The organism is Phaeovulum molybdatiresistens, assembly GCF_023544865.1.
In the GTDB taxonomy this organism is placed as follows: domain Bacteria; phylum Pseudomonadota; class Alphaproteobacteria; order Rhodobacterales; family Rhodobacteraceae; genus Pontitalea.
Genome location: NZ_JAMJFX010000002.1, coordinates 1 through 16,937, shown reverse-complemented (window position 1 = coordinate 16,937; position 16,937 = coordinate 1). Strand labels below are relative to the sequence as shown.

The following is a 16,937-nucleotide window of genomic DNA, read 5'->3' as shown; positions in this document are numbered from 1 at the left end:
TCGCGCGGAAAACACCGCTTGCAAGGGCTACCTGCGTGAAACTGTTCACCGCTCCGCCGCTGTCGCATCTATCCGCCCCCCCCGCGCAGGCGGGCGGACCGGAAATCGGCCCCAAAACCGGCCCCGGCATTGCCCCCGGCGGATCGCAAGGAGCCGCAACGCCCGCCGAACGTCGCGCGACGCTGCTTCTGCCCGAGCCCCCCTCGCAGCCGCGCGTGGTGGCGATCCCGCGGCTGGCCCAGGGCGGACGCTGGCGGGTCGAGGCGATGCGCGCCCTGTCCGAGCCGTGCCTTCTGTGGTTCACCCGCGGCCAGGGCCGAATCACGCTGGGCGGTGTCACGCGCGGCTATGGGGCGCATAATGCGATCTTCATTCCCGCCGGGGTGATGCACGGCTTCGATCCGGGCACGCAGACACATGGCCAGGCGGTGTTCTTCGGGCGGGGCAGCGACATGATCCTGCCCCCCTCTGCCCAGCACCTGCGCATCCGCGAGGCCGGGCCACAGGCCGAGCTGTCGGCGATCATCGATGCGATCACGCGTGAACTGGATGGCCACCGCCCCGGCGCGGACCGTGCCGCGCGCCACCATCTGGGCCTGCTCGGTGTCTGGCTGGAACGCCAGGTGGCGCTGGCCCAAGCCGAAACCCCTGCCCCCCGGCCCAATGCCGCCCGTCGGCTGGTGGCGCGCTATGCGGCCCTGCTGGAACGCGATTTCCGGTCCGGGCTTGGCGTGGCGGATTTTGCCGCCGAACTGGGCGTGACGCCCACCCATCTGTCGCGCGTCTGCCGCGAAACCTGCGGGCGGCCGGCCTCGGATCTGCTGCAGGACCGCCGGCTTTATGAGGCGCGCCGCCTGCTGACAGAAACCCGCGCCCCGGTGCAGGATATCGCGCGCACCCTGGGATTTGCCAGCGCCGCCTATTTCACCCGCGCCTTCCATGCGAAAACCGGCAAAACGCCTTCGGACTTCCGCCGCGCGGGCTAAACGGCGCCGCCCGGGGGTTTTCCACCCCCGGACCCCCGGAGGATATTTCGACAAAGCCGAAAGCCCATTCATCTTGCCCTAAATACCTCGGGGGTGAATTTGGCGCAGCCAAAGAGGGGGCAGCGCCCCCTGACCCGGCCTGACGCGGCCGCTATCAGGCCTCGGGTTCTGCGCCCGCGGCTTCGTGCCGACGACCGCGGAAGCCCTGGGCCACCACGAATTTCTCGGAACTGTCGGACCGGCTGGCCGGGGGTTTGACATTGGCGACCTTGGTGAAGTTCTTCTTCAGGATCGCCTGCAGCTCATTCTCGGCGCCACCCGCCAGCACCTTGGCCACGAAGGTTCCGCCTTCTTCCAGAACGTCAAAGGCGAATTCGGCGGCGGCTTCGCACAGCGCGATGATGCGCAGGTGATCCGTGCCCTGATGGCCGGACGAGGCTGCGGCCATGTCCGACATCACCACATCGGCCTTGCCGCCCAGCCATTGCTTGACCTGTTCATCCGCGCCATCAGCCAGGAAGTCGAGCTGGTGGATTTCGGCACCCGCGATCGGGGCCACCTCTTGCAGGTCGACGCCCAGCACGGTGCCCACCTTCTTGCCCGATTTCTCGCCAAGCGCATTGACCCGCGCGACCGCCACCTGGCACCAGCCCCCGGGCGCGCAGCCCAGGTCCACGACCCGCGCGCCGGGCACCAGGAAGCGGTATTTGTCGTCCAGTTCCAGAATCTTGTAGGCTGCGCGGCCGCGGTATCCCTCTTTGCGGGCGCGCTGCACATAGGGGTCGTTCAGCTGGCGTTCCAGCCACAGCGTCGAGGACAGCTTGCGCCCCTTGGCGGTCTTGACCCGCACCCGCAGATCGCGCTGCCCCCTGCCCGAGGTGTTCTTGGGCGCGCCCGTCCCGCCCTTGCCGGCCCCGCCTTTACCCGTCGGTGTCTTGGTCATCAGATCGTCCCCGGTTCTTCCAGCACGCCATCGGCGGCCATCAGTGCATATAAAAGCCCCTCGCGCAGGCCGCGGTCGGCGACCGACAGCCGGTCGGTGGGCCAGACCCGCATCAAGGCCTGCAGGATCGCCGCGCCCGACATGATAAGCGTGTGCCGATCGCGCCCGATGCGCGGGTCGGTGCGCCGGCCTTCAGGGCCCAGCGACAGAAAATCGCGGATCACCGCGTCGATCTGCAGGCTGGACATGCGCAGCCCGTCGACGCGGTTGCGGTCATAGCGACGCAGGCCCAGGTGGCAGGCCGCCACCGTGGTGACCGTGCCCGAGGTGCCGATGATCTGGAACCCCTCGCGCGGCGATCCGGCGCTGTAGGGCGAGAAATCGGCCAGTTTTTCTTCAAAAAACCAGCTCATCAACGCGAAGCGTGCCGCGTCATCCTCGACATCGGCGAACTGGTCCTTGAGCGTGGCCACCCCCAGCGGCACCGAAATCCAGTCGACCACCCGGGCCGAGCCGGGATCTTCGCGCGCGGCATCCAGCCCCGAGGACAGCCGCATGATCGCGCGGGCGCGTTCGGGGGCGGGCACATCGGACAGGTCGATCCAGACCAGTTCGGTCGACCCGCCGCCGATATCGACGACCAGCAGCTGTTCGGTGCGCGGATTGACCAGCGAGGCGCAAGAGATCACGGCCAGCCGCGCCTCTTCCTCGGGTTTGATGATTTCTAACGGCAAGCCGGTTTCGCGGCGCACGAAGCGCAGGAAATCGCGCGCGTTGCTGGCGCGGCGGCAGGCCTCGGTCGCGACCAGGCGCATGCGCTTGACGCCGTGGGATTCGATCTTGCGCCGGCAGATCTGCAGCGCCTGCACCGTGCGCGCCATCGAGGCACGCGACAGCCGCCCCGAGGCTTCAAGCCCCTGGCCCAGCTGGACAGCCTTGGAAAAGCTGTCGACCACATGGAACTGATTGCCCTTCGGACGGGCGATCAGCATGCGGCAACTGTTGGTGCCAAGATCAAGCGCAGCATAAAGCTCGCCCGACTCGGCGGGTTGGGTCGCGGGACGCTCTACCGGTTTCGGGAACGCGCCCGCGGACCGGGGACGCCTGGGCGCCATCTTGCACGCCCTCCGATTTCAAGTTGTCCCCAAGGTAGTGGCAGCGCCCCGCCGATGCAAGAGCGGGCGGGCGGGATGCGAGGGGCTTGGCGGGAAATCGGCGGGCGCGATCATGGCGGGCGGCGGCGGGGGGCGCTGCCCCCCTCGCGGCGGGGCCGCTCACCCCCCGAGATATTTTCGCAAAGCCGAAAGCAGGTCCGCGCCAAAGGTCGCCAAGCCCGCGCAACATGTCGAAAACCGTCATCGGACCTGTCGCTTGCGGGCGTATCTGTGGGGAGAGGGGAATCACCATGGCCGAAAGCACCACCAGGATTACCACCAGAATTACCATTGTCTGCTGGCGCGACATTCCCGCCCAGGTCATCGCGGGCCAGGGGCGGGGCGCGGTCAAGATCGCGCTGCCCGAACGGTTCGAACAAGCGATCGACCGCTGCGCGATGAAGGTGGGGGCGCGCGACGCCGATGCCTATCTGGCCCAGTGGCGCAAGCGGCCCGCGGGCACCCGGCCCGGTGGGGATGCGGCGGCGGCGGCGGCCGAGGTGGCGCAGATTGTTGCCGAATACGACGCGGCGCGGCTGGCGCGGCTGATTGCGCAGGATGGCTGGGACCTGCGCGGCGCCGATACGGGGGACACCTTATGACACTGCTGAACTTTCGCCGCGCGGCCGTGTCAGAGGGAGCGGTGCCCGATATCCTGCCCGATATCCTGGCGGACTTCCTGCGCGGCGCCTCGATCGAGGTGACCCCGCGCACCGCGGCCGGGATCGCGGATTTCCGCCCGCTTCTGCCAGCCGGCGCGCGGGTCTATATCGCCCATATCGACGGCACCCCGATCCAGGACATGGTCGCCACCGCGCGGCGGCTGCGCGACGAAGGCTTTGCGCCGATGCCCCATCTGCCCGCGCGCCTGATCCGCGACCGGGCGACACTGGCCGACTGGATCGCGCGCTACCGGACCGAGGCGGGCGTGTCCGGGGCGCTGGTGCTGGGCGGCGGGCGGGCGCAGCCGGTGGGGGATTTCGACAATGCCATGCAGCTGCTGGACACGGGCCTGTTTGACGGCTTTGCCCGGCTGCATGTGGCCGGCCACCCCGAGGGCAACCGCGACATCGACCCCGATGGCTCGGACCGGATGGTGATGGAGGCGCTGCGCCTGAAACAGGCCTTTGCCGCGCGCAGCGATGCGCGCATGGCGATTATCACCCAGTTCTGCTTTGACCCCGCCCCGGTGATTGCCTGGGCGGATCGGCTGGCGGCCGATGGCATCGACCTGCCGATCCATATCGGCGTGGCGGGGCCCGCGCGGCTGCAGACGCTGGTGAAATTCGCCGTGGCCTGTGGCGTGGGGCCCAGCATCCGCGTTCTGCAACGCCGCGCGCGCGATGTGACGCGGCTGGTGCTGCCCTTTGAGCCGACCGCCTTTCTGACCACCCTGGCCGCGCACAAGGCCGCCACCCCCGCCTTCGGCATCGGCTCGGTCCATCTGTTCCCCCTTGGGGGGATCGCGCCCACGGCCGCCTGGTTGGCGGATCACACGAAAGGCTGATCATGACCCGCACCGTTCTGGAATCAAAAACGAAAACCGTGGTGATCGGATTTGAGGAGCCGTTTTGCGTGATCGGCGAACGCATCAACCCCACGGGCCGCAAGAAGCTGGCCGCCGAGCTGGAGGCGGGCGATTTCAGCACCGTAGAACGCGATGCGCTGGAACAGGTGGCCTGCGGGGCGATGGTGCTGGATGTGAATTCGGGGGCGGTCTTTTCGAACAGGATGGCCCAGGACCCGCGCTATGCCGACAACAACTTTGTCGAACCACCACTGATGCGCGATCTGTGTGCGCGCGTGCAGGCGCTGGTCGATGTGCCCTTGTGCATCGACAGTTCCGTCCCTGAGGCGCTGAAGGTGGGCCTGGAAACCTGCGAGGGCCGGCCCTTGCTGAATTCCGTCACCGGCGAGGAAGAGCGGCTGGAACTGGTCCTGCCGCTGGTGCGCAAATACAACGTGCCGGTGGTGGCCATTTCCAACGATGACAGCGGGATTTCCGAAGACCCCGATGTGCGCTTTGCCGTGGCGAAAAAGATCGTGCAGCGCGCCGCCGATTACGGCATCCCCGCGCATGACATCGTGGTGGATCCGCTGGTGATGCCGGTGGGTGCGATGGCCAGCGCGGGTCGGCAGGTGTTCACGCTGATCGGGCGGCTGCGGGCGGAACTGGGGGTGAACACGACCTGCGGTGCGTCGAACATCAGCTTCGGCTTGCCGCATCGGCATGGGGTCAACGCGGCCTTCCTGCCGATGGCGATCGGGGCGGGCATGACAAGTGCCATCATGAACCCGGTGCGCGCGCCCGAGATGGCGGCGATCCGCGCCGCAAATCTGCTGATGGATCATGATCCCAATGGCGGCGACTGGATCCGCTTCGCCCGCATCCTGGAGGCGATGAAGCAAGGCGCGGACTTTGCCGAGGCCGCTGCCGCCGCTGCGGGGGCGGGGCGCGCGGGGCGGCGGCGCGCGCGCGGCTAAGGGGCTGGCGCGCTTGGCGCTGGCACGCAGGCGCGGGGCGGTCTAGGCTGGGGTTAGCCCCCCTGCCCGCCGCCCTGGATTGCCAATGCCCCTGCCGCCACCCGTCATGACCTGCTTGCACGCCCTGCGCCGGGCCCGTGCGCACGGACGGCACGGATCTGGGCCATTGGTGGGCGTTCTGGCCGCAGCCATGCTGGCGCTTGCGGCCTGCGCCCCGGGGCCCGGGCCTGCGATAACGCGCGCCGAAAGCCCCGCGGACGAAATTCCCGCGCCGGGGATGGGTCTTGTCCCGCAGGCAGATGCGGCGCGGGGCGGCACGCTGGCGTCAAACCGCCAGCTGGCCGCGGATTTCATGGAACTGACCTTCTTTCTGGAAACCGGCCGCCCGCTGCCGCGCCTCACCCGGTTTGAGGGGCCGGTGGGCGTCGTCCTGACCGGCGCCGTGCCCCCCGGCGCCCCGGCCGAGCTGTCGCGCCTGATCGCGCGCCTGCGCGCCGAGGCCGGGCTGGACATCGCCGTCACCGCCAGTGCCACCAACCGCATCACCGTGGATTTCCTGCCCAAGGCGCGGATGCAGGCGCTGGTGCCCAATGCCGCCTGCTTCGTGGTGCCCGGTGTCACCGGCTGGGCCGATTACACCCGCCACCGGGGCAGCCCGCGCACCGACTGGACCGCGCTGCAGGTCCGGCGCAGCGCCTCGGTGTTCATTCCCGCCGATGCCCCGCCGCAGGAAATCCGCGACTGCCTGCATGAAGAGATCGGCCAGGCGCTGGGCCCGCTGAACGATCTGTTCCACCTGCCCGGGTCGGTCTTCAACGACGACAATTTCACCGGGGTTCTCAGCGCCTTTGACATGGCGATCCTGCGCATCACCCACGCGCCCGAACTGGCCTCGGGGATGGGCGCGGATGCGGTGGCGGCGCGCCTGCCCGCCATTCTGGCCCGGATCAACCCGCGCGGCGGCACGGTGGGGACGGTGCGCGCCGCCGCCCGCCCCGGCACGCCGCCCGAATTTTCCCAGGCGATCGCCCAGGCAATGGGCAACAGCCCCCGCGCGGCCACGGGCGCAAGGCTGGCCGCCGCGCGCCGCGCCGTGGCGATGGCACAGGCGCAGGGCTGGGCCGACGGGCGCGCAGGCTTTGCGCATTTCGCCCATGGAAGGCTTCTGGCCGAGAGTGACCCCGCCGCCGCCGTCGCGGCCTTTGTCACCGCGGGCCGGATCTATGCCGCCCTGCCCGGCGGGCAGGCGGCGCTGGCGCATGTCGATCTGCAACTGGCCGCCCTGGCCCTGCGCGCGGGCGATGCGGGCGCGGCGCTGCGGCTGGCCGATCGGGCCCTGCCGGGCGCTGCGGCCGCGCGGAACGCGGCGCTGATGGCATCGCTGCATCTGATCCGCGCGACCGCGCATGACCGGCTGGGCGCGCCCGAGGCCGCGCGTCAGGCGCGGCTCGACTCGGCCAGTCTGGCGCGCTATGGCTTTGGCGCCGGGACCGGGCCGCGCGGACCTGTCCGGCCGGGTTAACAAAAGGGGCAGGCATGATTTACACCATCGCAGCACTTGTGGGCGCCATCATCGGCTATCGCCGCGCGGTCAAGCGCGGCGGCAACGGCTTTGACCGCGCGCAATATGCCGCCGTTCACGCAATTGCCTTCGGCCTTGCGGGCCTGTTCGTGACGCTGATGATCGACCGCGCCTGGTAGGGGGCGGCGGCGATGTTCCTGCCCTTCTTCGACACCCTGCGCCGCGGCGGCGTCCCGGTCAGCCTGCGGGAATACCTTGGCTTTCTGGAAGGTCTGGCGGCGGGGCTGTGCACCTACGATCTGGACGGGTTTTATTATTTCGCCCGCGCCACGATGGTTAAGGACGAACGCCACCTGGACCGCTTTGACCGCGCCTTTGCCGAATCCTTCCGCGGATTGGAATCCATCCCCCCCGAGGCCGTTCTTGACGCGCTGGACCTGCCCGAGGACTGGCTGCGCAAGCTGGCCGAAAAGCACCTGAGTGAGGCCGAAAAGGCCCAGATCGAGGCGCTGGGCGGCTTTGACAAGCTGATGGAAACCCTGCGCCAGCGGCTGGAAGAACAAAAGGGCCGCCATCAGGGCGGCAACAAATGGGTGGGCACCGCCGGCACCTCGCCCTTCGGGGCCTATGGCTACAACCCCGAAGGCGTGCGCATCGGTCAGGCCGAAAGCCGCCACCAACGCGCCGTCAAGGTCTGGGACAAGCGCGAATTCCGCGATTTCGACGACAGCGTGGAACTGGGCACGCGCAACATCAAGGTCGCGCTGAAGCGGCTGCGCCAATGGGCGCGGCACGGCGCGCAAGAGGAACTGGACCTGCCCGCCACGATCCGCGCCAGCGCCGATGCGGGCTTTATCGACGTGAAAACCCGGCCCGAACGGCACAATGCCGTCAAGGTCGTGCTGTTTCTGGATGTCGGCGGGTCGATGGACAGCCACATCCGGCTGGTCGAGGAATTGTTTTCCGCCGCCAAGGCCGAATTCAAGCATCTGGAACACTACTACTTCCACAACTGCCTTTATGAGGCCGTCTGGCGCGACAACCGCCGCCGCTGGGACGAACAGATCCCGACCTGGGAGGTGCTGAACCGCTATGGCCCCGATTACAAATGCATCTTCGTGGGCGATGCTGCCATGTCGCCTTATGAGGTAACCCATGCGGGCGGCGCCAATGAACACTGGAACGAGGAACCGGGCGCGCTGTGGCTGACGCGGGCGCGCGAACAATGGCCCGACAATGTCTGGCTGAACCCGGTGCCCGAACGCGGTTGGGGCCATGCGCAATCCACCGCGATCATCCGCCAGCTGTTTGATGACCGGATGTTTCCGCTGACGCTGCAGGGCATCACCGGCGCGATGAAGGCCCTGGGATGAGGCGTGGCGCACAGCTGTGGCGGCGCCACCGGCTGGCGATCCTGGGCTTTGGTCTGGCGCTGGCGCTGGTGGTGGTCTTTGCGGTGCGGCTGACGGTGGCGGCCTTCTACTGGTCCGATCCCGCGCATCGCCGCATCCCGCCCGAGGGCTGGATGACGATGGGCTATCTGGCGCGCAGCTGGCAGCTGGACCCGGCCGAACTGGCGGCGCATCTGGGGCTTGAACCGGGCAGCGCGCGCGGCCTGACGCTGGCCGAGCTGGCCCGCGCCCGCGCCATTCCCGAAGACCGGCTGCTGGCCGATCTGGCCGCCGCCCTGCCCGATCTGGTCAAGGCGCCATGATCGCGGGCCTGACCAGCGGCCTGACCGAAACCGCGCTTGCGCTTTTGCCGCAGTGGGGCCCCTGGCTGGTGGGGCTGACAACCTTCCTGTCGTGCCTGGCGCTGCCGGTTCCGGCCTCGGTCCTGATGATCGCGGCGGGCGCCTTTGTCGGCGCGGGCGATCTGGCGCTGGGCACGGTTGCGGGCGCGGCCTGGGGCGGGGCGATCGCGGGCGATCAGCTGGGCTATCGGCTGGGCCGGCGCGCCGGGCGCTGGCTGCCCGCCCCCACCAGCCGCAAGGGCCGCCTGATGCGCGAGGCGGCTGCCCGGCTGAAGGCACGCGGCACCGCAACGGTGTTCCTGACGCGCTGGCTGTTTTCGCCGCTGGGCCCCTGGGTGAACCTGGCGGCGGGCGCCGCGGGCTATGACGCGCCCCGCTTTGGCCTGGCCGCCGCGGCAGGTGAGGCGGTCTGGGTCGGCCTTTATGTGGGCCTGGGGCTTGCCTTCGGCGCCAATATGCAGGCCGCGACCGCGCTGGCGGGCGATGCGATCGGCGTCCTGAGCGCGGCGGCCGTGGCCGCCTATCTGGGCGCGCGCCTGCGGCGTGCCGCGCGCAGCGGCGCGCGCGCAAGGCCCCGCGCCCACCATTGACCTGGCCCCCGATCCGCCCCACATCAACGCCATGATAAAGTTCCTGCCCCTGCTGCTTCTGATCCTCTACGGCCTTGCGCTGTGGAAATTCTCGGCCTGGCAACTGGGCCGGCAGCTGGATGCCCAATCCCGCCCGCTGGACGATCCCGGCCTGCGCCCGGTGCTGGCACGCCTTGCACTGGCGCTGGGCCTGCCGCGGGTGCCGGTCTTCATCTTCGATGTCGATCCGGTCAACGGCCTGGCCGCCCCCGATGGGCGCGTGTTCCTGACCCGCGGCTTCGTGCAGAAATACCGCGCAGGCCAGATCCTGCCCGAGGAACTGGCCGCCGTCGTGGCCCATGAACTGGGGCATGTCGCGTTGGGCCATGCGCGGCGGCGGATGATCGATTTCACCGGCCAGAACGCGCTGCGGGTGCTGCTGATGACGCTGCTGGGCCGGTTCCTGCCCTTCATCGGCATCTGGATCGCCAATCTGCTGACCACCGCGCTGGCCGCGCGCCTTTCGCGGCGCGACGAATTCGAGGCTGACGAATATGCCTCGGCGCTGCTGGTCAAGGCAGGCATCGGCACCGGGCCGCAGAAATCGCTGTTCGCCAAGCTTGACGCGCTGACGCGCAACGCGGGCGAAGGCATCCCGGCCTGGCTTCTGACGCATCCGAAATCGGCCGAACGCATCGCCGCGATCGAGGCGAATGAGACGCGCTGGGGCCTGAACCGCGCCTGATGCCACACCCCCTACCCTTTGCCCCGCTTTGCCGTTAGCCTCGCCCCGGTGTGAGGTACGATGGCCGCAGATGTGACGCGCAGGGTGAACCGCCGCCGGGTGTTCTACATCCCCGGCTATGACCCGATTCCCCCCCGCCGCTACCGCGAACTTTACCGCCGCGAGGGGGCGGCGCAGGCGGCCCTGTCGGGCTATGATCTGACCCTGGGCCCCGGCACCGCGCCGGGATTTGGCTGGCGCGTGTGGTCCAGCCAGGACGGGCAGAGCACCGAAGCCGAAATCACCGTCCTGCCCTGGTCCGATATCGTGCGCGCCAGCATGGGCCAATCGATCGCGGCGACCTATGGCCAACTGATCCGCACCGCATGGATCTATGCGACCTCGGGCGCGTTGATGCGGCTGATGCGGCTGCGCAAGGGGCCGGTGATCGCGGCGCTCTACCCTGTTGCGATGCTGCTGGCCCAGGCGGGGCTCGCACTGACGGCGGGCCTTGCGGCGGGCGCGCTGGTCATACGCCTCTGGCCCGGTGCTGGCCCCATCGCAGGCCCCGCAGGCCTGGCGCTCGGCCTGGCCACGGCCCTGGCCATATCCCTGGCCCTGCTGCGCTGGTTCCGCAGCCTCGATGGCCGGCTTATGGCCTATTACCTGATGCATGACTATGCCTTCACCGCCCGCGATCGCGGCGCCACCCCGCCCGCGCTGCACGCGCGCCTTGACCAGTTCGCCACCGAGATCGACGCGGCATTGCACGGCCCCTGGGATGAGGTTCTGGTCGTCGGCCATTCCTCGGGCGCGCATCTGGCCGTCTCGGTGCTGGCCCGGCTGATCCGCGAAAACCGGCTGCCCCCTTCGGCTTTGCCCAAATATCCCGGGGGCGCGGGGGCAGAGCCCCCGCCGGTGCTGTCCTTCCTGTCGCTGGGCCAGGTGGTGCCGATGGTCAGCTTCCTGCCCCGCGCACAGGCGCTGCGCGCCGATCTGCGGCTTTTGTCCGCCAGCCCCGTGCTGACCTGGATCGATGTCACCGCCCCGGGCGATGGCTGCGCCTTTGCGCTATGCGATCCGGTCGCGGTCACGGGCGTGGCGCCTGCGGACAAGCGCTGGCCGCTGGTGATCTCGGCCGCCTTCAGCCAGACGCTGTCGCCCGCGCGCTGGAAGGCGCTGCGCTGGCGCTTCTTCCGGCTGCATTTCCAATATCTCTGCGCCTTCGACAACCTGCCCGCCACACCGGGCGCCTATGATTATTTCCGCATCACGGCCGGCCCGACGACGCTTGCCGCCCGCTTTGCCGGGCGCGCCCCCTCGCACAGCCGGATCGAGACCCCCGTCAACCGCTACCGCGACACTGCATGACCGCGCCGCTGCCCCCGAAACCGCCCGCCCGGCCCGACCGCGTCAGCCTCTGGCGCTATCTGCGGCTGTTTCGCGCCGATATCCTCTCGGCCCAGCCCGCGCGGCTTTATCGCGCCTGGATGGCGGAATTCCGCACCCCCTTCTTCCGATCCTACCTGTGCAACGACCCCGATCTGGTCGATCTGGTGCTGAAACGCCGCCCCCCCGATTTCCCGAAATCGAACCGCCTGCGCGAAGGGCTGGCGCCGCTGCTGGGCCAGTCGATCTTTGTGACCAATGGCGCCACCTGGGCGCGGCAAAGACGCATCATCGACCCCGCCTTCGAGGGCGGCCGCCTGCGCGACACGCTACCGCTGATCTGGGCTGCCGGCCAAGACAGCCTTGCCCGCCTGCACACGAAGACCGGCCCACAACCCGTTGAGATCGAAACCGAAACCTCCCATGTCGCGGCCGATGTCATCTTTCGCACGCTGTTCTCGATCCCGATCACCGATGGCACGGCGAACGCAGTTTTTCACGAATTCCGCGCCCATCAGCGCGCCCAGCCGATGCTCAACCTGGCCGCCTTCCTGCCGCTGCCGCGCTGGATGCCGCGCCTGCACAACCGCGCCACGCGCCAAAGTGCGGCGCGCATCCGGGCGCTGCTGACGCGCCTGACCGCCGAACGCGCCGCAAGCATCGCCCAAGGCACCGCCCCCGACGACCTGGCGACCAAGATCATGACCACGCCGGACCCCGAAACCGGCATCCCCTTCGACACCGCCGAGATGGTGGATCAGGTCGCGATCTTTTTTCTGGCGGGGCACGAAACCTCGGCCTCGGCCCTGGCCTGGGCGCTTTACATGCTGGCCCTTTACCCCGACTGGCAGGACCGCGTCGCCGCCGAGGCCGCCACCCTGCCCGACACCACCGCCCCCAGCCTGGCCGATCTGAACCGCCTGCCAATCGCGCGCGCGGTCTTTCGCGAAACGCTGCGGCTTTATCCGCCGGTGCCGATGTATCTGCGCGAAACGACCCGGCCCGAGACATTCCGCGGCCGGGACATCGCCCCCGGCGCCCAGATCGTGATCAGCCCCTGGCATTTGCACCGCCATGAACGGCTCTGGCCCGCGCCCGACGCCTTTGACCCCGCCCGCTGGGAGGACGCGACCAGCTGCCCACGCGGCGCCTTCATCCCCTTTTCGGCCGGCCCCCGCATCTGCCCCGGCGCAGGATTTGCGATGGTCGAAGGCCCGCTGCTGCTGGCGATGATCGCGCGCGCCTTCCGCCTTCAGGCCCTGCCCGAACGCCCTGCCATCCCGGTCGCGCATCTGACGGTGCGCGCCAAGGCCGGGATCTGGCTGCGGCTGGAGCCGAGACAAGGGGGCGCTGCCCCCTCGGCCTGACGGCCTCACCCCCGAGGTATTTTCGGCAAGATGAAACAATGCGGCTTCATCTTGCCCGAAATACCTCGGGGGAGTCCGCAGGACGGGGGCAGAGCCCCCGCGCGGTCAGAGCCCGTAGATCGCGCGGAACTTGTCTTCGAGATAGTCCAGCAAAGGGGCCTCGGTGGGGGCAAAGCCGCAGGCCTGGGTGATGGTTTCGGCTGGCGGGCGCAGGCCACCGTGGCGTTGCAGCGCTTCGCGCAGCCAGCCGGTCGCGGGGGCCGCATCGCCCTGGGCCAGGCGCGTGTCGATATCCTGCACCGCCGCGCGCATCGCCTTGTTCAGGCAACCGGCATAGACGTTGCCCAGCGTATAGGTGGGGAAATAGCCAAACAGCCCCACCGACCAGTGCACATCTTGCAAGAACCCCTGTGAGGGGCGCGTGACGGTGACGCCGAAATCGGTCTGGAAGCGGCTGTTCCAGGCCTCTTCCAGGTCGGCCACGTCGAGGCGGCCGTTGATCAGGTCGCGTTCCAGATCGAAGCGCATCATGATATGCAGGTTGTAATGCAACTCATCGGCCTCGGTGCGGATGAAGCCCGGGGTGACGCGGTTGACGATCGCATGGAATTGCCCCGCATCGGCCACGCCGAAATCGCCGAAGGCCTCGGTCATGCGCTGAAAAAGCCAGCCGGTGAAGGGGGCCGACCGGCCCAGCTGGTTTTCATAGATCCGGCTTTGGCTTTCATGCACGCCCATCGACACCCCGCGCCCCAGCGGCGTTAGATGGTAGTCGGGGTCGATGCCCAGTTCATAGCAGGCGTGGCCCACCTCATGGATCGTCGAATAGAGACAGTTGAAGGGATCGGTCTCGCTGATCCGGGTGGTGATGCGCACATCCTGCCCCGCGCCCGAGGAGAACGGATGGACCGCAATATCCATCCGCCCGCGGGTCCAGTCATAGCCGAAGGCTGTGGCGCAGATCCGCGCCAGACGCAGCTGGGCGTTTTCGGGAAACACGTGGTCCAGCGCGGGGGGCTGGCGATCGGCGCCCAGCACGGCCGCGCGCAGCGCCACCAGACGCGGGCGCATCCGGTCGAACATGGCCGCGATGCCCTGCCCGGTGGCGCCGGGTTCGTAATCATCCAGCAGCGCGTCATAGGGATCGCCGCCGTCCGACAGCGCCGCCGCCTCTTCGCGTTTCAGCCGCACCACATCAGCCAGGGTGGGCAGGAAATCGGCCGGTTTCTCGGCGGCGCGCGCCTCGGCCCAGATGCCTTGGGCCAGCGAGGTCAGCCGCGCGAGTTCCGCGGCCAGCCGGGCGGGAATGCGGGCGTTGCGGTTATACGACCGGCCGATCAGGTCAAGCGCGCGGGCGCCGACCGCATCAGGGGCCTCGGCCCGGGCCAGCCAGTCCCCGATGCGCGGATCGGTGCGCCGCGCGTGCAGAACCGATTCCAGCGCAGCCGTTTCCTCGGCCCGTTGGGCGGCAGCGCCCCGCGGCATCATGGTTTCCTGATCCCAGCCCAGACGCTCGGCGATCATCGACAGCGCCTCGGTTTCGCGCTGAAAGGCCATCAGATCATCATAGGCGGACATCAGTTTTTCCCCCGGATGGATTGCACGATCGGATAGCGTGCCAGATGGCGCGCCCGCAGGATCAGCACGAACAGGATCACCGCCCCCAGCTGATGGGCCAGGCCCAGTTCCAGGGGGGCGGCGTGGATCACCGTAACGATGCCCAGCACCACCTGGCCCAGCAGCATCGCCCCCATCCAGCCGAACGCCACCCGCGTCGCGGCATGGGCCGAGCGGCGACCGCGCGCCCAGGCGATGACACCGAAGATCAGCAGAAGATAGCCCGCCATGCGGTGGATGAACTGCACCAGCGCGGGGTTTTCAAAGAAATTGCGCCAGCCCAGTTCCGCGTCCCAGATCGCATCGGGGATCCATTCGCCGCCCATCGTGGGCCAGCCGATATAGTCGCGCCCCGCGTCAATACCCGCGACCAGCGCGCCCAGCAGGATCTGCAGGAAGGCGAAATGCATCAGCCCGGTCGACAGGCGGAACAGGCGCGGCTCCGCCAGGCGGCGGGCCTGCAGCAAATCGGCCTCGGGGCGTGACAGTTGGAAGGCATACCAGGCGATCAACCCCAGGATCACGAAGGCAAGGCCCAGATGCGTGGCCAGCCGGTAGGAGGCGACCGAGGTCATCTGCCCGTCCAGCCCCGAGGAGACCATCCACCAGCCGATCGCGCCCTGCAGCCCGCCAAGCGCGCCAAGGCCCAGAAGCCGACCGCGCCAGCCCGCCGGTATCCGCCCGCTGGCCCAGAAGCCCACAAAACCCGCCGCCCAGACCAGACCGATCAGCCGGCCCAGCTGACGGTGGCCCCATTCCCACCAGTAGATGAACTTGAAGTCATCCAGCGTCATGCCCTTGTTGACCAGTTCATACTGCGGGATCTGGCGGTATTTGTCGAATTCCACCTGCCAGTCGGCCTGTGACAGCGGGGGCAGCGCGCCGGTGACGGGGCGCCATTCGGTGATCGACAGGCCGGAATCGGTCAGCCGCGTGGCCCCGCCCACGGCGATCATCACCACGACCAGCGCGAACAGCACCATAAGCCAGGCCCGGATCGCCCGGCGAGCGCCCCGCGGGCGCGCGTCGATCATGCCGCCTTGCGGGGCGGTGCGGGCGCTGGTTTCGACGTCCTCGAAGATGCTGCGTTTCTGGCTCATGGCGGACTCCTTGCTGGGCGGGAGACTAGGGCGCGGCGGGCGGGGCGGCAAGGGGAACGGCGCGCGGCGGGCGAAGGATCTGCGCCGCAAGCTCCACTGATTTAACAACGCCGTTGCATTGCTTTACCGTATCCTTGCAGCTCCATTCAGAAATCAGTTTGCTCTTAGGCAGCGCTGTGACGCCACCTCGGTGTCCCTCAATTTACCGAGTCTAGGAGACGCTTGCCCGGGCTACGGTTTTGCCATGCGCGCCGTGTGCGACCGAGCCGATCAGGACGACGCCGTTGTCCTACATGTGACCGAAGCCGAGACCGATGGGCTGCTGGCAACCGTAGCTGCCCACGCCGATCCCGAAGTCGGTGTCCAGAAAAACACACGAAGCAGTCTGAGCGCTGTCAGACGGGGACACTACCACCGAAATGATGTTGGTATCTATGATGGTTTTGTGAAAGGGAGGGCCTACTTCCGGAGCATAAACAGATTCTTGCGAGGGATTCTGGCGGAGGGGATGGGTCTGGCAGCGAACCTTCTCCAGTACACTGACACGGAAAGCGACACTGGACGCATCGTTGCTCCTAAGTACCATCGGCAAACGTAGCTTGCCGAGCTAGCGGCCTAAAGCCGCCCAAATCACAGCCAGCGGGGTGCTCTGCACCACGGTCCCAATGATCAGGGGGCCAATTGATCTACCATCGACCTAACTGCAGAGATCAGCGCTAAAGGGTCAGCGTCGGACAGAAGAACCTTAACGCCGTCACGACAAACCTTTAGACTTAATTCATGCGTACGCTCGACACCGAACCTGTCAGATACGTTTCATTTTTTCGTCTGCAGCCTGCGCGTTAGCGAGCGCCTGCTTCATGATCTCAAGCGTCTCGGCCTGCGCCTTGTCGTCCAGAAGGTTGAGCGGCGCCAGAACGGATAGGGCGCCGGCGAGCCCGCTCCACTTGTTGTTGAGTATGGGCAATGTCAGCGTCAGGCTTTCTATGCCGTGGCTGCGCCGGATGCCACACAGGAATCCCGTGGCGCGAAAGTTCACGATCTCGGCCTCGATACTGTCGCGCGTTATACCCCATTCGGCCCATTTCCCGGTCAGCATATCGCAGGCGCGGTCACGGCTTCGATTTTCCATCATCGCCAGAAGAACCACGCCCGAGACGCCCACGCCAAGAGGAATGCGCCCACCAATTCCGCTGACGTAGGGCTGCGCGAAAATTTCCCCGACCTGCTGGTCCACGCAGATCGTATCCAACCCGCTGCGCAACATCAGATACGAAGACAATTGCGTATGCGCCGTCACCTCAATGAGTGCCGGCCGATAGGTGTCGA

General features: G+C 68.1%; 17 protein-coding genes. 12 read left to right on the top strand and 5 right to left on the bottom strand.

All coding sequences use genetic code 11. The features are described from left to right. The first annotated feature begins 35 nt into the window (after nt 1-35). Nucleotides 36-986 carry a helix-turn-helix domain-containing protein gene (locus tag MXB90_RS02430; protein ID WP_250040630.1) on the top strand — a complete coding sequence of 317 codons (951 nt, stop codon included), beginning with the start codon at nt 36-38 and terminating at the stop codon, nt 984-986. A 154-nt stretch (nt 987-1,140) separates the two neighbouring features. On the opposite strand, the gene MXB90_RS02425 is transcribed toward MXB90_RS02430, so the two are convergent. Together MXB90_RS02425 and MXB90_RS02420 are read right to left on the bottom strand one after the other, a co-directional pair. Beyond that, nucleotides 1,141-1,929 carry an RlmE family RNA methyltransferase gene (locus MXB90_RS02425; RefSeq protein WP_250040628.1) on the bottom strand — a complete coding sequence of 263 codons (789 nt, stop codon included), beginning with the start codon at nt 1,927-1,929 and terminating at the stop codon, nt 1,141-1,143. Continuing rightward, entirely contained in the window at nt 1,929-3,044 is a 1,116-nt protein-coding gene (locus MXB90_RS02420) for a Ppx/GppA phosphatase family protein (protein WP_250040626.1), read from the bottom strand. The genes MXB90_RS02425 and MXB90_RS02420 overlap by 1 nt, the downstream gene beginning before the upstream one ends. 290 nt (nt 3,045-3,334) lie before the next feature. Here MXB90_RS02420 and MXB90_RS02415 point away from each other — a divergent pair, with 290 nt between their 5' ends. From MXB90_RS02415 to MXB90_RS02365, 11 genes are all read left to right on the top strand, one after another. Then, nucleotides 3,335-3,685, top strand: a complete 351-nt coding sequence (locus tag MXB90_RS02415) for a virulence factor (RefSeq protein WP_250040623.1) — start codon at nt 3,335-3,337, stop codon at nt 3,683-3,685. Continuing rightward, the gene (locus MXB90_RS02410) at nt 3,682-4,590 is read left to right on the top strand and encodes a methylenetetrahydrofolate reductase (protein ID WP_250040620.1); all 909 of its coding nucleotides are present in this window, start codon (nt 3,682-3,684) and stop codon (nt 4,588-4,590) included. The genes MXB90_RS02415 and MXB90_RS02410 overlap by 4 nt, the downstream gene beginning before the upstream one ends. 2 nt (nt 4,591-4,592) lie before the next feature. Continuing rightward, nucleotides 4,593-5,567 carry a methyltetrahydrofolate cobalamin methyltransferase gene (locus tag MXB90_RS02405; protein WP_250040618.1) on the top strand — a complete coding sequence of 325 codons (975 nt, stop codon included), beginning with the start codon at nt 4,593-4,595 and terminating at the stop codon, nt 5,565-5,567. A 169-nt stretch (nt 5,568-5,736) separates the two neighbouring features. Then, nucleotides 5,737-7,089, top strand: coding sequence for a DUF2927 domain-containing protein (locus MXB90_RS02400; RefSeq protein ID WP_250041090.1), 1,353 nt, complete (start codon nt 5,737-5,739; stop codon nt 7,087-7,089). 14 nt (nt 7,090-7,103) lie between these two features. Next, the gene (locus MXB90_RS02395; protein ID WP_250040616.1) at nt 7,104-7,268 is read left to right on the top strand and encodes a hypothetical protein; all 165 of its coding nucleotides are present in this window, start codon (nt 7,104-7,106) and stop codon (nt 7,266-7,268) included. Between the two features lie 12 nt (nt 7,269-7,280). After that, nucleotides 7,281-8,462 (top strand): vWA domain-containing protein, encoded by a 1,182-nt coding sequence (locus MXB90_RS02390; RefSeq protein WP_250040614.1) that lies wholly within the window; start codon nt 7,281-7,283, stop codon nt 8,460-8,462. Then, nucleotides 8,459-8,803, top strand: coding sequence for a hypothetical protein (locus tag MXB90_RS02385; RefSeq protein ID WP_250040612.1), 345 nt, complete (start codon nt 8,459-8,461; stop codon nt 8,801-8,803). Before MXB90_RS02390 ends, MXB90_RS02385 begins: the two co-directional genes overlap by 4 nt. Beyond that, nucleotides 8,800-9,432: a DedA family protein gene (locus MXB90_RS02380; RefSeq protein WP_250040609.1), complete on the top strand. Its 633-nt coding sequence runs from the start codon at nt 8,800-8,802 to the stop codon at nt 9,430-9,432. Before MXB90_RS02385 ends, MXB90_RS02380 begins: the two co-directional genes overlap by 4 nt. 31 nt (nt 9,433-9,463) lie before the next feature. After that, nucleotides 9,464-10,156 carry a M48 family metallopeptidase gene (locus MXB90_RS02375; protein WP_250040607.1) on the top strand — a complete coding sequence of 231 codons (693 nt, stop codon included), beginning with the start codon at nt 9,464-9,466 and terminating at the stop codon, nt 10,154-10,156. Nucleotides 10,157-10,216: 60 nt separating this feature from the next. Next, a complete protein-coding gene (locus MXB90_RS02370) occupies nt 10,217-11,506 on the top strand; it encodes an alpha/beta hydrolase family protein (protein WP_250040605.1) in 1,290 nt (429 codons plus the stop codon). Then, on the top strand, nt 11,503-12,891 hold the full coding sequence (locus MXB90_RS02365) for a cytochrome P450 (protein ID WP_250040603.1): 1,389 nt from the start codon (nt 11,503-11,505) through the stop codon (nt 12,889-12,891). The genes MXB90_RS02370 and MXB90_RS02365 overlap by 4 nt, the downstream gene beginning before the upstream one ends. Nucleotides 12,892-12,996: 105 nt before the next feature. On the opposite strand, the gene MXB90_RS02360 is transcribed toward MXB90_RS02365, so the two are convergent. The 3 genes from MXB90_RS02360 to MXB90_RS02350 all read right to left on the bottom strand — a co-directional run. Beyond that, entirely contained in the window at nt 12,997-14,469 is a 1,473-nt protein-coding gene (locus MXB90_RS02360; RefSeq protein WP_250040600.1) for a carboxypeptidase M32, read from the bottom strand. Beyond that, the gene (gene ctaA, locus MXB90_RS02355) at nt 14,469-15,608 is read right to left on the bottom strand and encodes a heme A synthase (RefSeq protein WP_250040596.1); all 1,140 of its coding nucleotides are present in this window, start codon (nt 15,606-15,608) and stop codon (nt 14,469-14,471) included. The genes MXB90_RS02360 and ctaA overlap by 1 nt, the downstream gene beginning before the upstream one ends. A gap of 805 nt (nt 15,609-16,413) precedes the next feature. Next, on the bottom strand, nt 16,414-16,937 hold a 524-nt coding region (locus MXB90_RS02350), incomplete at its 5' end, for an IclR family transcriptional regulator (protein ID WP_250040593.1).